We start from the raw sequence: 16,187 nt of genomic DNA on the forward strand, positions 1-16,187 counted from the left end.
TCAGTACAAATACATATAAAGGAGCTTCAATGAGGCTCCTTTTTTTATTGGTATACTCCAGCGAACTTTAGTAGTTTTAGCATATCAAAAAAATAAAAATGAGAAGTTCAGTTAGCATCCTGTTTCTAAGTATTTTAATGTTGACGGTGACCGTCAGTTGTAAAAAAACAACCAAGACCGAAACAAAAGCGGTCGACACCTATGTCGCCGACAATTACACCAAAAAAGAAGTGGACATTGAAATGCGGGACGGGGTAAAACTGCATACCACCATTTATTCCCCGAAGGATACCTCCAAAGCGTACCCCATCATCATGCAGCGCACTCCGTATAGTTCCAGACCATATGGGGAGGGTAATTTTAGGACCAAAATTGGTCCCAACGAGCACTTGATGAAAGAAGGGAACATCATCGTTTACCAAGATGTTAGGGGAAGATGGCTCAGCGAGGGGCATTACGAAAATATGAGAGCTTATATTCCCAATAAAACCTCCGATGGCCAAGTGGACGAAAGTTCGGATACCTACGACACCATTGAATGGTTGGTGAACAATGTGGAAAACAACAATGGCAATGTGGGTGTTTGGGGAATATCGTATCCCGGATTTTATGCTACTTATGCCACCGTGGATGCGCATCCAGCATTGAAAGCCGCTTCGCCACAGGCAAGTATAGGGGACTTCTTTTTTGATGACTTTCACCACAATGGTGCTTATTTGTTGAGTTATTTCAGGGCAACTTCCTTGTTTGGAACACCGCGTCCCAATGGTGACCAGCCCATTGATACAGCTTGGTATACCTTGCCAGAACTTCCAACAGAAGATCAGTACCAGTTCTTTTTGGATGCGGGGCCGCTCAAAAACTTGGATTACTTTTTTGAATATGAAACAGCCGACACCCCTACAATGCGTCCCGAAGGTGTTACGGATGATTTCTTTTGGAACGAGTTGAAGGAACACCCGAATTATGATGCCATGTGGCAAAGTAGGGGACTTATCCAACATTTGAAAAATGTGAAGAGCAGTGTGGCCACGATGGTAGTGGGAGGTTGGTTTGATGCCGAAGACCTTTATGGGCCTTTGGAAACCTATAAAAACATTGAAAAATATAACGAGGGCAACTATAATACCATGGTTTTTGGACCTTGGGACCATGGAGCTTGGGCTAGGACAAAGCAACGAAACACGGTGGGAAACTACTATTTCGGTGATTCCATTTCCTTGTTTTTTCAAAAAGAAATTGAGACGAAGTTCTTCAACCACTTCCTAAAAGGGGGAGGCGATATGGATTCAGGCTTGCCCGAAGCCTATGTGTTTGATACCGGTAGAAAAGAGTGGAAAAAGTATGATGCATGGCCACCGGAGAATGCCACCAAACAAACCATGTACTTGTCCGAAGATCAAGAACTCACTTCCGAGCGGAAGGGAACTACGGGAATTCAGTTTATCAGCAATGTGAAGAAACCTGTTCCCTATTCCGAAGATGTGAAGACCGTTTTCACTCCAAGAAAATACATGACGGACGACCAGCGTTTCGCCGCTCGCCGTTCCGATGTTTTGGTGTTTGAAACCGATGTGATGGAGGAAGACCTGACTTTGGCAGGAGATATCCTGGCTAAACTAAAAGTGGCAACCACGGGCACGGCAGCCGATTGGATTGTTAAAGTAATCGATGTGCACCCGGCGGATGCCGAGACCAATGAGGAAATGCAAGACCACCTTAAAATGAGCAATTACCATTTAATGGTGAGGAGCGAGGTGCTCCGCGGTCGTTTCAGGAACAGTTTTTCCGACCCGGAACCGTTCACGCCAAATAAAAAAACCGATGTGAACATCAAGCTTCAGGATGTGTTCCATACTATTAAAAAGGGGCACAAATTACAGATTCAGGTGCAAAGCACTTGGTTCCCGCTTATTGACCTAAACCCGCAGACTTATGTGGAGAATATCTTTAAAGCGGACGAATCCGATTTCAAAACACAGACGCACACTGTTTTTACCGATTCCAATATTGAGTTTACGGTGTTGAAATAAATATTAGAGGTTCGTGGACAGGCTCATTTGGTAAAATTTCTCCAAAAGATTAGGAAAATCAAATTTTCCATCAGTATATTTGTCGTTCGAAGTTCAAACAAGTATTGATTAGTTATCAAGAAAGGTGGAGGGAGTAGACCCTTTGAAGCCTTAGCAACCCTTGGCCCCCAGTGCCGAGAAGGTGCTACATTCTATCCCGGTTGGGTATAGATAACGACAATCGACCATTTTCGATTTCATTTTCTTATAACTTTTTGATTTTTCTTACGCCCACGGGCTAAGGGTTTGACTTTTTAATGTTTCGTTTTAACAATTAAAAAAAAGCAAAGTCATGAGCGATCAGAAATTTTCTACCAATGCCCTGCATGCAGGACACGATGTAACAGCAAACGGAGGAACAAGAGCGGTGCCCATTTATCAGAGTTCAGCCTATGTGTTCAACGATTCCGATAATGCGGCCAATCTTTTTTCCTTGGCAGAGTTTGGAAATATTTACACAAGGATCAATAACCCGACAAACGATATTCTGGAGCAGCGACTTGCCGCTTTGGAAGGCGGAATTGCCTCAGTGGTCACAGCTTCGGGAACTGGAGCGATAAACACCGCATTGCTGGTCTTGCTCAAAGCCGGGGACCATATCGTAGCTTCCAACAGCTTGTATGGTGGTACCTATAACCTATTTAGCGTTACCCTGCCCCGTTTGGGCATCACCACAACATTTGTAGACCCATCGGATCCATCCAATTTTGGTAAAGCCGTAAAAGAGAATACCAGGGCTTTTTTTGTGGAATCCTTGGGCAATCCAAAGTTGGATGTACTGGATTTAAAAGCAATTTCCAAAGAAGCTAAAGCGGCACAAGTGCCATTTATTGTGGATAATACCGTTGCTTCACCAGCACTATTGAACCCAATTGAACACGGGGCCAATATCGTCATTCATTCCCTTACCAAATACATTAATGGCAACGGGACGGCTCTGGGCGGCGTTATAATCGACGCAGGTAATTTTGATTGGGCCAATGGTAAGTTCCCGGAATTCACTGAACCTTCTCCAGGATATCACGGATTGGTCTATCACGATGCACTTGGACCGGCAGCATATATTGCCAAGGTTCGGGTGGAAGGATTACGGGATCACGGGGCATGCTTGAGCCCTTTTAATGCCTTTCAGATTATTCAAGGATTGGAAACCTTGGAAATTCGCATGAAAAAACACAGTGAGAATGCTCTGGCATTGGCACAATGGCTGGAAACCAGGGAGGAAGTTGAGTGGGTAAACTATCCAGGGTTGGATTCCAATACCTATAAAGCCTTGGCGGATGAGTACTTGCCCAATGGACAAAGTGGTATTGTTACCTTTGGTGTTAGGGGAGGATATGAGGCCGCCAAGAAAATTGCGGACCAGACCAAACTATTTTCGTTGTTGGCCAATATTGGCGATACAAAATCCTTGATTATCCACCCTGCAAGTACAACGCACCAACAGTTGGGCGCAGAAGATCAAGAGTCCGCAGGGGTAACCCAAGATTTGATCCGATTGTCCGTAGGCTTGGAAGATTTGTCCGATCTAAAGGCAGATTTAAAAAATGCCTTTGCAAGTATTTAATCGAGTTAATAATGTGATGGAATAGCTATGTTGAATTATCTGAAAATAGAAAATTTTAAAACGCTGAGTGGCATCGAGCAGGATATTGGGTTATCCTATCAGATATTTGGGAAACCCTTGCATTCGGCACCCATAATCTTGGTAAACCACGCGCTCACCGGTAATTCCAACGTAGCAGGCAAAGATGGGTGGTGGTCCGATTTGATAGGGGATGGCAAATGTATCGATACGGAGAAGTACACCATTTTGGCATTCAATATCCCAGGAAATGGTTTCGATGGTTTTATTATCGAAAACTACAAGGATTTTGTGGCCGGGGATATTGCCGGAATGTTTCTCTGGGGATTGGAGCAATTGAAAATCGATAAATTGTTCGCCATTATCGGTGGTTCATTGGGAGGTGGAATTGCTTGGGAAATGACAGCCATCAACCCAAATATTACGGAACACTTAATTCCCGTGGCATCCGATTGGAAATCCACGGATTGGTTGATTGCCAACTGTCAGATTCAAGAGCAGTTTTTGGTGAATTCCAAACAGCCCGTGCACGATGCCCGTATGCATGCGATGTTGTGCTACCGCACTCCAGAATCTTTCAAAGAGCGATTCAAAAGAAGTACCAACGAAGAGCTACAGGTTTTTAATGTGGAATCTTGGTTGATGCACCACGGTAAAAAATTGCAGGAGCGTTTTCAGTTGTCCGCCTATAAGTTGATGAATCAATTGCTAAAGTCCATCGACATTACCCGTAATGGGGAAGGGGCTTTCAGGGCATTGCAGGAAAGTGATACCAAAATCCATATCATCGGGGTCAATTCCGATTTGTTCTTTACGGCTGAGGAGAACAAGGAGACTTTCAAAAGATTGGCCCAAGCCAACACCAATGTCACCTATGGTGAAGTGCAATCGGTACATGGTCACGATGCCTTTTTGATGGAGTTTGGGCAATTGGAAAAATTGTTGGAAACCGTTTTTCGGAAAAATACGGAACGCATCAAAATTTTAAAGTTTGGTGGAAAATCCTTGGCCAACGGTGAAGGTATTCAGCGCGTATTGAAAATTATCACTCAAAGATTTGAAGAGAAGGAACACTTTGCCGTCGTGGTTTCCGCTCGTGGAAAGGCCACGGACCAATTGGAAAACTTGCTCGAAAAGGCAGCCAAGGGAGTCGATTTTCAGACAGATCTAAAAAAGTTTGCCGACTATCAGAAAAATAATTTTGATGGTCTCGATATTGATCGGGAGCTGGCCGCCATCGAAAAAATATTGAACGGGGTTTCACTAACAGGTGATTACAGTCTAAAAACCAAGGATGAAGTATTGTCCTTCGGCGAACTGATATCGGGGAAATATGTGACTGCCGCTTTGAACGCAAAGGGAATCAAAGCAGAGCTGTTGGATTCCCGTAAACTCATCAAAACCGATGATAGTTTTAGCAATGCGGAGGTAGATGAGGGACTTTCCAAAGAAAACGTGATTCGATATTTCCACAACCTGAAAGCGGGTACCATTCCTGTTGTCACCGGTTTTATCGCTTCCAACAAAGAAGGGGCGACCACTACTTTGGGAAGAAATGGGACCAATTACTCAGCAGCCTTGTTGGCCAACTTTTTGGACGCGGGCGAACTGATCAACTACACCCACGTGGACGGTATTTTTACCGCCAATCCAGATTTGGTACAAGATGCCAAGTTGATTGATGTGATATCCTATGGTGAAGCCAATGAACTTGCTAATTTCGGGGCAAACATTCTCCATGCGAAAACCATAATTCCATTGATCGAGAAAAATATTCCGCTGCGTATCTGCAATACCTTCAACGATGACAACGAAGGAACCTTGATCGGGCCGAAAACCGACAATGGTGGAATTAAATCCCTTTCGGTGCTCGATAACATGGCCCTTATCAATTTAGAGGGGAGGGGACTGCTCGGAAAAGTGGGTGTGGACATGCGGATTTTTAGAGCCTTGGGCCAAAATGGCATCAGTGTCGGGATTGTTTCCCAAGGGTCATCGGAACGGGGCATTGGCCTTGTTGTGGACGAATCCAAAGCCGATAAGGCCAAAAAAGTGCTGGACCAAGAATTCGAGACGGATTATTCTTCCCAGGACATCAACCAGATTTCGGTGGTGAAGGATGTCTCCGTCATCTCCATTGTTGGGATGGATTTGAGCAGCTTCCACAAGCCGTTCAATGCATTGGCCAAAAACCAAATCACGCCCTTGCTTTTCAACAATACGGTTACCGGGAAGAATGTGAGTATGGTGGTGAGGAAATCCGATTTGAACAAGGCCATCAATGTGATTCATGGGCAAATCTTCGGGATTGCCAAGAAAATCAATCTGGCATTGTTTGGACATGGCAATGTAGGGGGCACGCTGATCAGTCAGATTTTGGATTCCAAAAACAGTATTGAGGAAAGAAAAAGCATTGACTTAAAAGTGTTTGCCGTAGCAAATTCCAAAAAAGTGCTTTTGGATGCTTCAGGGGTTGGTGCCGATTGGAAAGAACGTTTGGAAAAAGAGGGGCAACCCTATCAGATTGGTGATATAATGGCCTTTGCCAAACAGCATCATTTAGAGAACCTGATAGCGGTTGACAATACGGCGAGCAAAACGTTTGTGGAGCAGTACGAACCCTTAATAGCACACGGCTTCGATTTGGTTTCATCAAACAAAATAGCAAATACGCTGGGTTTTGAGAAATATAAATCCATTAGGAAGTGTTTGGATAAAAATCAAAAACAATATCTCTACGAGACCAATGTAGGGGCAGGATTGCCCCTAATTGATACCATTAAATTGTTACACCTTTCCGGAGAGAACATTACGCGGATCAAAGGGGTGTTCTCTGGGTCGTTGAGTTATATTTTCAATACTTTTTCGGAGAAAGATGTTTCCTTTTCGGAAATTGTAAGGGAAGCTATGGAAAGTGGGTTCACCGAACCCGACCCAAGGGAAGATTTGTCCGGGAACGATGTAGGACGGAAGCTGTTGATTCTGGCCAGGGAGCTAGATCTTCAAAATGAGTTTTCCGATATTGATGTGCAAAACCTGATTCCCGAAGAGCTCCAAACCTTGGATTTTGAAAAATTCATGGAACGCATCGGGGAGATGGATAATATGTACAAGAAAATTAAAGAGAGCCAAGACCAAGGACATGTGTTGCGCTATGTAGGTGATTTACATGGCGATTTGCAACAAGATAAGGGTGTTTTGGAGGTAAAATTGATTTCCGCACCCAAAGAAAGTGCCTTGGGGCAGGTAAAAGGTTCCGATTCCATTATTGAGATTTATACGGAGTCCTATGGGGAACACCCCTTGGTGATTCAAGGAGCTGGAGCTGGAGCGGCCGTAACGGCAAGAGGCGTATTTGGTGACATATTAAGAATAGCAGAGAAGATATGAGCAATAAAGGCAAGCAATTCGAAACGGAAGCGATAAGAACGCAAATGGAGCGCAGTCAAAATTTGGAACATTCCAGTCCAATTTACATGACATCGAGCTTTGTTTTTGAGGATGCGGAAGATATGCGCGCATCCTTTGCGGAGGAAAAGGCCCGGAATATTTATTCCAGATATTCCAACCCAAATTCGAACGAACTCATCGAAAAAGTATGCAAGATGGAAGGTGCCGAGAGTGGTTTTGCCTATGCTTCGGGCATGTCGGCAGTTTTTTCCACCTTGGCGGCCTTGCTGGATGCCGGTGATCATGTAATATCATCCAAGAGTATTTTTGGTTCCACACATACCCTGTTCACTCAGTTTTTTCCAAAGTGGAATGTTGGCACCAGTTATTTTGATGCCAATGATTTATCGGAGATTGAGGGATTGATCAAACCCAATACCAAGATTCTTTATGCTGAAACACCTACCAACCCGGGGGTAGATGTGTTGGATTTGGAAGAGTTGGCCAAGATTGCCAAAAAACACGGGCTCATATTTATTATCGACAACTGCTTTGCGACCCCATACTTACAACAACCTATAAAATTTGGTGCCGATTTAGTGATTCACTCCGGAACCAAGTTAATGGACGGTCAAGGAAGGGTACTGGCAGGAATCACCGTAGGTAGCGGCGAGTTGATGGATAAAGTATATCGTTTTTCCCGTATCACTGGCCCTGCATTGTCACCGTTCAACGCGTGGGTATTGTCCCGCAGTTTGGAAACCTTGGCTGTCCGGGTAGATAGGCATTGTGAAAACGCCTTGAAACTGGCCACCTATTTGGAAGATCATAATCAAATTGAATGGGTGAAATATCCATTTTTAAAATCCCATCCAAAACATGAAATCGCCAAAAAACAAATGAAAGCTGGTGGTTGTGTTGTTGCTTTTGAGGTGAAAGGAGGTCTGGACGCAGGCAGGGAATTCTTTAATGGTATTGAACTATTATCCTTATCTGCCAATTTGGGTGATGCCCGAAGCATTGTTACCCACCCCGCATCTACCACCCACAGTAAGCTCTCCACAGAAGAACGTGAGGCCGTGGGAATCTCCGATGGAATGGTTCGGGTCTCCGTGGGCCTAGAGCATATCGATGATATTATTGCTGACATTGAGCAGGCTTTAGGATAACCCTTCCGAAAATCGGTTTTAGAGGTAGATTGTTAATTTTCCCTATATTCGTGCGATGCTCTCCAAGAAGACAAAATACGGACTCAAAGCACTTACCTATCTTGCAAAAGTCGAGGGACGGGAACCTGTTCAAATCGCCGAAATAGCCAAGCAAGAGAATATTTCCCAAAAGTTTTTGGAAAGTATTTTGCTCACGCTCCGCAGAAATGGACTTTTGGGCTCCAAAAAAGGTAAGGGTGGGGGATACTATCTAATTAAGGATCCAGAAGACATACTCATGACCACCGTAATGCGGGTTTTGGAAGGACCAATTGCAATGGTTCCCTGTGTGAGCTTAAATTTCTACGAAAAATGTGATGACTGTCCGGATGAGGTGGAATGCTCCGTTCATAAATTAATGCTTCAAGTAAGAGACAGTGCCTTAGATGTGTACCGCAACAATACGCTTGCCGATTTGCTGTAAAAGCCTCAAAAAACAGTATTTATCCAATTTGATTTGTCAAATTATAGTGCTTTTTTTAGATAATCTACTAAAACTATAGGTTAAAAGTAAATTTATGGTTGATTTTACTTTTACTTCCAAAAAATAATTTTACTTTTGAAATCCCTACTAATCCGATAGGGTAATTAAAGTTGATAAAATGATTACTGATCAATTGATAATAAAACGTAATAAGGAGCAAAGTACTTATACAAAGGACAGCACTTCGGAAAGCCCTAAAAGAAGTATCGTAAAATCCATAAGTTGGAGAATTGTGGGCACCCTGGATACTATATTGATATCTTGGGTTGTAACAGGGACCTTAAGTATGGCTTTTTCAATTGGATTGGTGGAACTGGTCACCAAAATGGTGCTTTATTTTTTTCACGAGAGAATATGGAACTCCATCAAATGGGGTAAATAAAACTAATGGCAATGGCATTGACGCAAGAAGAAATACATAATTTGAACCGCCAGTTTAAGGGCATTCCGCCAGAGGAAATCATATCATGGGCAATAGGTCACGGTAAAAAATCCGTGGTCACCACTAATTTTAGACCTTATGAGGTGGCCATCCTGCATGCAGTTACCGAAGTGGACAAAAGCATTCCGGTAATTTGGTGCGATACGGGCTATAATACACCCCAAACCTATAAACATGCCGAAGAGTTGATTTCCAGATTGGGACTCAACATAAAATTATATGTGCCAAAACAGACAAGTTCCCATCGCGATGCAGTTATGGGGATTCCACAAATAGATGACCCCCTGCACAAAAAGTTTACCGAGCAGGTGAAGTTGGAGCCTTTCCGTAGGGCAATGGCCGAGCACAAACCAGATGTTTGGTTCACCAACCTGCGCAAAGGGCAGACCGCGCACAGAGATTCCTTGGATGTTTTGAGTTTGAGCAAAGACGGCGTACTTAAAGTGAGCCCGTTTTACCATTGGAGCGACACCCAATTGGATGCTTATTTAAAAGCACAGGGATTGCCGAACGAGCACAAATATTTTGATCCGACCAAAGTATTGGCCAACCGCGAATGTGGTTTGCATACCTAATAAAATAGTAATTGTCCCCTTGAGCATAAGCGAGAGGTAAAAACAAAATTGAACTTTGAGTACACTTACAGAAGAAATAAATAGACCAGAGACCTTGAACGGCTTGGAAAGGCCAAACGCAAATGCTCTGGAACATGAGGCAATTTATATTATGCGCGAAGTAGCGGCACAGTTTGAAAAACCTGTACTGTTGTTTTCCGGAGGAAAAGATTCCATCACATTGGTACGTTTGGCCCAAAAAGCATTTTGGCCCGCCAAAATACCTTTTCCCTTAATGCATATTGATACAGGCCACAACTTCCCCGAAACCATCGAGTTTAGGGACAGATTGGTCGAAGAGCTGGGAGTGGAACTGATCGTGCGCAACGTTCAGGACTCCATTGATGAGGGAAAAGTGGTTGAAGAGACCGGTAAATATGCCAGTAGGAATATGTTGCAGACCACAACCCTGTTGGATGCCATCGAAGAATTTAAATTCGACGCCTGTATTGGAGGGGCTCGAAGAGATGAGGAAAAGGCAAGGGCCAAAGAGCGTATTTTTTCAGTGCGTGACGATTTTGGACAATGGGACGAAAAGAACCAACGCCCCGAATTGTTCGATATGCTCAACGGTGAAATCGAAATAGGGCAAAATGTGCGGGTGTTCCCCATAAGTAACTGGACAGAATTGGATGTTTGGAGCTATATCCAAAAAGAAAACATAGAAATTCCATCCATCTATTTTGCACACAAAAGAAATACCTTTCTACGGGATGGCTTGATTTGGTCCGCGGAAGATGATGTGGTTTTTAGGGCAGACGATGAGCAAGTGGAAGAACGAATGGTGCGCTTTAGAACCGTGGGGGATATGAGCTGTACCGCAGCGGTTGAATCCCATGCCGATACCATAGATAAGGTAGTGGCCGAAATCAGGGATTCCAGAATTTCGGAAAGAGGTGCGCGGATTGATGACAAACGCTCCGAAGCCGCCATGGAAAAAAGGAAACAACAAGGTTATTTCTAAAAAAAAACAAAAGTCATTTCCACGAAGGTGGAAATCTAAAAAGATAAAGCATTGGAAGTATTAAAAATAGCAACAGCAGGAAGTGTAGATGACGGTAAAAGTACCTTGATCGGAAGATTGCTGTACGATACAAAATCAATGACCGACGATAAATTGGAGGCCATTGAAAGGACCAGTAAACAAAAAGGATACGATTATCTCGATTTTTCGTTGGCAACCGATGGATTGGTAGCCGAAAGAGAGCAGGGAATCACCATTGATGTGGCCCATATCTACTTTTCAACCCCATCCAAAAGTTACATCATTGCCGATACCCCAGGCCATGTGGAGTATACTCGAAACATGGTTACGGGAGCCTCCACATCGCAGGCATCCATTATTTTGATCGATGCCCGAAAAGGAGTGATCGAACAGACCCACCGCCACTTTTTCATCAACAACCTGTTGCGGGTGAAAGATGTTATCGTGGCCATCAACAAAATGGACTTGGTGGATTTTTCGGAAGAAACCTATAACAAAATCAAGGCCGATTTTTCAGAATTGATGGGAAAAAGGGATTACCAAGATCAAAATATAACCTTCATACCCGTTAGTGCCTTAAAAGGTGATAACGTAGTGAACCGTTCCGAGCATACACCTTGGTACCAAGGGCAAACCTTATTGGAACACTTGGAAGAACTTGATCAAAAAGACATCTACAATGCGGGAACACCTCGTTTTCCAGTACAGTATGTAATTCGACCAAAAACCGAAGACTTCCATGATTTTCGCGGATTCGCAGGGAAAGTGTATGGTGGGGAGCTAAGCGTAGGCGACGAGGTAGTGGTATTGCCATCCATGACCCGATCCAAAATAAAGGCCATTTATTTTTATGATAAGGAATACCAAACAGCACCAAGACGATCCTCGGTTACCATTACTTTGGAAGATGAGGTGAATGTAAGTCGAGGGGATATGTTGGTAAAAGCCGGTGATTTGCCCACGGTGGACAAACAATTGACCGCTACCGTATCTTGGATGGACAGTGACGACTTTACCCCGGGAGGAAAGTATGTGCTTCAGCATGGGGTGAATAAAGTACTCGCCAAGGTCGATGCCATTGAGCATAAAATCCATCCGGATTATTCAGGAATTGAAGAGAATGTAACTTCACTTCAAATGAACGACATCGCCAAAGTGCGCTTAAAATTGAACAAGCCTATTTTTTATGATAGGTTCAAGGACCATCGTACAAATGGTTCCTTTATCATTATCGATAGTCGGACAAACAACACCGCAGGCGTAGGATTTATTGAATAATTTCTTCCATTAAGTGGAAGATAAGGGGGATTTTTCGAAATAACTCTATAAAATAGATAGGAAAAATAGATTATGCAAAGCTTTAGAACAGAAATAGAAAACCCAGTTGTACAAAAGGACATCATTGAATTGGAGAAAAAGATTCAAGAGTTCAAAGGTGGGAATGTAGATGAGGAAAAATTCCGAAGTCTTCGTTTGGCCCGTGGTGTTTATGGACAGCGCCAACCAGGGGTGCAAATGGTTAGGATAAAATTACCTTACGGCAAGGTCACTTCCAATCAATTGCTTCGAATTTCCGATGTTTCCGATGAATATTCTAGGGGGCGATTGCATATCACCACCCGTCAAGATATCCAGATCCACTACGTGGATTTGGAACGGACCCCAGAGCTTTGGGCCCAATTGGAAAGGGACGAAGTAACCATTCGCGAAGCCTGTGGGAATACTGTCCGTAACGTTACGGCAAGTGAAACGGCAGGTATCGATGTGAACGAACCTTTTGATGTTTCGCCTTATGCCCATGCCGTGTTCGAGTATTTCCTAAGAAACCCAATAGGTCAGGAAATGGGAAGAAAATTCAAAGTTTCCTTTTCCGCCAGCGATGAAGATACCGGCTTGTCCTACATGCACGACCTGGGTTTTATCGCCAAAGAAAAAAATGGGGAAAGAGGCTTTAAAGTCATGTTGGCCGGTGGATTGGGGTCACAACCACGCCACGCCGATGAATTGTACAGCTTTTTGCCTACGGATAAAATCATTCCTTTGATGGAAGGCGTAATCCGTGTATTTGATAGATACGGAGAACGTAAGAGTAGGGCAAAAGCCCGTATGAAATTCTTGTTGAAGGATATTGGTCTGGATGGTTTCAGGAAATTGCTCGATGAAGAACAATTGGCCATCCCGCACAAAACCTATCCCATTAACTTTGAAGATTACCCCAAAGTAAACGTTGCTGAGGTCGAAACTCCGGAAGTTACCATTGAGGATCAAGGAGCTTTTGAAGCTTGGAAATCCACCAACTTGGTACCTCAAAAACAAGAAGGCTATGTGGCCATAGGTATAAAAGTGCTTTTGGGCGACTTCTATACCGATAAGGCCCGTGAACTGGCAAAATTGGTAGAGGACTATGCTGCTGGGGAGATTCGATTATCCCTCAGACAAAACATATTGATTCCCTACGTAAAAGAGGAATTGCTTCCTTTCTTTTACCAAGAGCTGAAGAAATTGGGCTTTGCCGAAGCAGGTTATAATAAAGCTTTGGACATCACAGCTTGTCCTGGGACAGACACTTGTAACCTTGGAATTGCCAGTAGCACCGGTATTGCCGATGAGCTGGAACGTGTAATCAAGGCAGAATACCCACAGTACATCAAAAATCCGGATGTCGTTATCAAGATCAGTGGATGCATGAACGCATGCGGACAGCACAATATGGCCCACATCGGGTTTCAGGGAATGTCCGTGCGTACCAAGGATAAATTGGTGGCACCTGCCCTTCAGGTTTTGTTGGGAGGAGGAAATTTTGGCGATGGCAATGCAAGATTTGCCGATAAAGTGGCCAAGATTCCAAGTAAACGAGGGCCACAGGCATTACGTCTTATCTTGGATGATTTTGAGGCCAATGGAAACGGGGCATCGTTTACCGATTATTACGAGGAAAAAGGACAACATTATTTCTATGATTTCCTTAAGCCTTTAACGGATGTGGACAATCTTACCCAAGAAGATTTTATCGATTGGGGCAATGAAGAAAAATATAAAAAGGAAATAGGAATCGGGGAGTGTGCCGGAGTCATCGTAGATCTAGTGGCAACACTGTTCTTTGAGAGCCAAGAAAAAATAGAAAATGCCGAAGAGGCCATCAATGACGGAAAATGGGCGGCAAGTATCTATTATTCCTATCAATCCATTGTGAACTCTGCAAAAGCATTGTTGACAGCAGAGAAAGTCAAGGTCAATACCCATGCCAGCATTATCAGGGATTTTGATAAACTGTATGTGGAAGAAGGGAAAATAGCCTTCGAGGGCGGGTTTGATAAAATAGCCCTTCAATTAAACAAGAACAAACCATCCGAAGCCTTTGCGAAAAGTTATTTGGAAGATGCCAAAACTGTTTTGAACAGATTGGAGACGTTCAGAAAATTAGAGTTGGAACATGCATAGCGGAAAGTTGACAGTAGTGGGCGCAGGCCCGGGAGATGTGGAATTGATCACCCTAAAGGGAGTTAAGGCCCTGCAAGGTGCAGATGTGGTGCTGTACGATGCCTTGGTCGATTCCAGATTATTGGAGCACGCCCCACATGCGGAGAAAATATTTGTGGGCAAGCGCAAAGGTTGCTATGCCTATCAACAAAAACAAATCAACGATTTGATTGTGGAACGGGCAACCCAGGGATTGCACGTAGTACGATTGAAAGGAGGAGACCCCTTTGTGTTTGGCAGGGGAGCCGAAGAAATGGAACACGCATCAGCATCTGGGATAGAAGTGGCCGTAGTGCCGGGAATTTCGTCCTCGGTATCCGTGCCGGCATCACAACACATTCCCGTGACCAAAAGGGGTGCTGCCGAAAGTTTTTGGGTGATAACCGGAACTACCAAGGAACACAAGTTGTCCAGCGATGTAAGCTTGGCGGCAAAATCCAATGCAACGGTAATTATCCTTATGGGAATGTCCAAACTGGGGGAAATCATGCAATGCTTCAAAGAAGAAGGGAAAAAGGAAACCCCAGTGGCCATCATTCAAAATGGAACCATGGAAAACGAAAAAATAGGTATTGGCACTGTTGCTTCCATTGAGCACAAGGCAAAGGAGCAGCAGCTGTCCAATCCTGCCATTATAGTTATTGGCGAAGTGGTCAACCACCGTCAAAAAATATTGGATATTCAAAATAAATATGAACATCAGGGAAAAAAATTGCTAGAGAAAATTTAAATCAAGTGTCAGCTCGAAGTATGTCACCCTGAGCGTAGCCGAAAGGGACTTCAAGAGCATTTAAAAGGAGAATTATGATCAAAACAGATATTGTTATAATCGGAGCAGGGCCAACAGGATTGTTTACCGTATTTGAAGCAGGATTGCTCAAACTAAAATGTCATTTAATCGATGCATTGGCACAACCAGGAGGGCAATGTTCGGAAATCTATCCCAAGAAACCCATTTACGACATCCCTGCCTATCCAGAGATTTTGGCAGGAACCTTGGTAGATAACCTTATGGAGCAAATCAAACCATTTGAACCAGGTTTTACCTTGGGAGAGCGTGCAGAAACCTTGGATAAGCAAGAAGACGGTTCCTATATCGTTACCACCAACAAGGGAACGCAGCATCATGCCCCGGTTGTTGTAATCGCTGGCGGATTAGGGTCTTTTGAACCCAGAAAACCCATGATTCCAAATATTGGCCTCTTTGAAAGCAAGGGAGTGGAATATATGGTAAAGGATCCAGAGCAGTTCCGTGATAAGAAAGTGGTGATTTCCGGTGGAGGGGACTCTGCATTGGATTGGGCCATCTTTTTGGCCGATGTGGCTTCCGAAGTTTCCTTGGTACACCGTAGAAACGAATTCCGTGGTGCGCTCGATTCTGTGGAAAAAGCACGGGAACTTGCCAAATTGGGCAAAATACAATTGTTCACCAAGGCCGAGGTAAAGGAAATCCATGGCAAGGAGGATTTGCATGCCGTAGTGATCAAGTACAACGATGAAGATAAGGAATCCACCTATGTGGAAACAGATTTCTTTATCCCATTGTTCGGATTGTCCCCAAAATTGGGTCCTTTGGGCAACTGGGGCTTGGAAATTGAGAAAAATGCCATCAAAGTGAACAATGCGAAGGATTATCAGACCAATCTTCCAGGGGTATTTGCCATTGGCGATGTCAACACCTATCCAGGGAAACTGAAGTTGATCCTATCCGGATTCCACGAGGCGGCCGTGATGTGTCAATACGCTTACCAAATCATCAACCCGGATAAGCGATTTGTAATGAAATATACCACCGTTGGCGGTGTGCAAGGATTTGACGGATCCAAAAAAGAGGCCAAAAAAGAAGTAGTACAGAGCATTAATTAATTATTTGTTTTAGAAGAGAGGACGCCTCCCAGAAGTAATTCTGGGGGGTGTTTTTGTTTTT

General features: G+C 43.8%; 12 protein-coding genes and 1 riboswitch. All 12 genes read left to right on the forward strand.

The window, feature by feature from the left end:
- Nucleotides 1-98: 98 nt before the first annotated feature.
- Entirely contained in the window at nt 99-2,033 is a 1,935-nt protein-coding gene (locus tag AC13CC_RS05115; RefSeq protein WP_482876609.1) for a CocE/NonD family hydrolase, read from the forward strand.
- Nucleotides 2,034-2,142: 109 nt separating this feature from the next.
- A riboswitch (SAM riboswitch) is annotated at nt 2,143-2,250 on the forward strand.
- A 114-nt stretch (nt 2,251-2,364) separates the two neighbouring features.
- Nucleotides 2,365-3,639: an O-acetylhomoserine aminocarboxypropyltransferase/cysteine synthase family protein gene (locus AC13CC_RS05120; RefSeq protein ID WP_482876611.1), complete on the forward strand. Its 1,275-nt coding sequence runs from the start codon at nt 2,365-2,367 to the stop codon at nt 3,637-3,639.
- A 27-nt stretch (nt 3,640-3,666) separates the two neighbouring features.
- On the forward strand, nt 3,667-7,047 hold the full coding sequence (thrA, locus tag AC13CC_RS05125; protein WP_482876613.1) for a bifunctional aspartate kinase/homoserine dehydrogenase I: 3,381 nt from the start codon (nt 3,667-3,669) through the stop codon (nt 7,045-7,047).
- On the forward strand, nt 7,044-8,216 hold the full coding sequence (locus AC13CC_RS05130) for a trans-sulfuration enzyme family protein (protein WP_326278365.1): 1,173 nt from the start codon (nt 7,044-7,046) through the stop codon (nt 8,214-8,216). The genes thrA and AC13CC_RS05130 overlap by 4 nt, the downstream gene beginning before the upstream one ends.
- Nucleotides 8,217-8,271: 55 nt before the next feature.
- The gene (locus AC13CC_RS05135; protein WP_014033276.1) at nt 8,272-8,679 is read left to right on the forward strand and encodes an RrF2 family transcriptional regulator; all 408 of its coding nucleotides are present in this window, start codon (nt 8,272-8,274) and stop codon (nt 8,677-8,679) included.
- A 178-nt stretch (nt 8,680-8,857) separates the two neighbouring features.
- Nucleotides 8,858-9,121, forward strand: a complete 264-nt coding sequence (locus AC13CC_RS05140; RefSeq protein ID WP_326278363.1) for a DUF2061 domain-containing protein — start codon at nt 8,858-8,860, stop codon at nt 9,119-9,121.
- A gap of 11 nt (nt 9,122-9,132) precedes the next feature.
- Complete coding sequence (locus AC13CC_RS05145; RefSeq protein ID WP_482876616.1) at nt 9,133-9,756, forward strand: phosphoadenosine phosphosulfate reductase domain-containing protein; 624 nt, start codon at nt 9,133-9,135, stop codon at nt 9,754-9,756.
- 103 nt (nt 9,757-9,859) lie between these two features.
- Nucleotides 9,860-10,759, forward strand: a complete 900-nt coding sequence (gene cysD / locus AC13CC_RS05150; RefSeq protein WP_326278379.1) for a sulfate adenylyltransferase subunit CysD — start codon at nt 9,860-9,862, stop codon at nt 10,757-10,759.
- 51 nt (nt 10,760-10,810) lie between these two features.
- Nucleotides 10,811-12,058: a sulfate adenylyltransferase subunit 1 gene (locus tag AC13CC_RS05155; RefSeq protein ID WP_326278360.1), complete on the forward strand. Its 1,248-nt coding sequence runs from the start codon at nt 10,811-10,813 to the stop codon at nt 12,056-12,058.
- A 72-nt stretch (nt 12,059-12,130) separates the two neighbouring features.
- Entirely contained in the window at nt 12,131-14,221 is a 2,091-nt protein-coding gene (locus tag AC13CC_RS05160) for a HEPN domain-containing protein (RefSeq protein WP_326278359.1), read from the forward strand.
- Nucleotides 14,214-14,990, forward strand: a complete 777-nt coding sequence (cobA, locus tag AC13CC_RS05165; RefSeq protein WP_482876618.1) for a uroporphyrinogen-III C-methyltransferase — start codon at nt 14,214-14,216, stop codon at nt 14,988-14,990. Before AC13CC_RS05160 ends, cobA begins: the two co-directional genes overlap by 8 nt.
- A gap of 74 nt (nt 14,991-15,064) precedes the next feature.
- The gene (locus AC13CC_RS05170; protein ID WP_326278357.1) at nt 15,065-16,126 is read left to right on the forward strand and encodes an NAD(P)/FAD-dependent oxidoreductase; all 1,062 of its coding nucleotides are present in this window, start codon (nt 15,065-15,067) and stop codon (nt 16,124-16,126) included.
- The last annotated feature ends 61 nt before the right edge of the window (nt 16,127-16,187 follow it).

It is taken from the genome of Flagellimonas sp. L-11 (genome assembly GCF_056857735.1).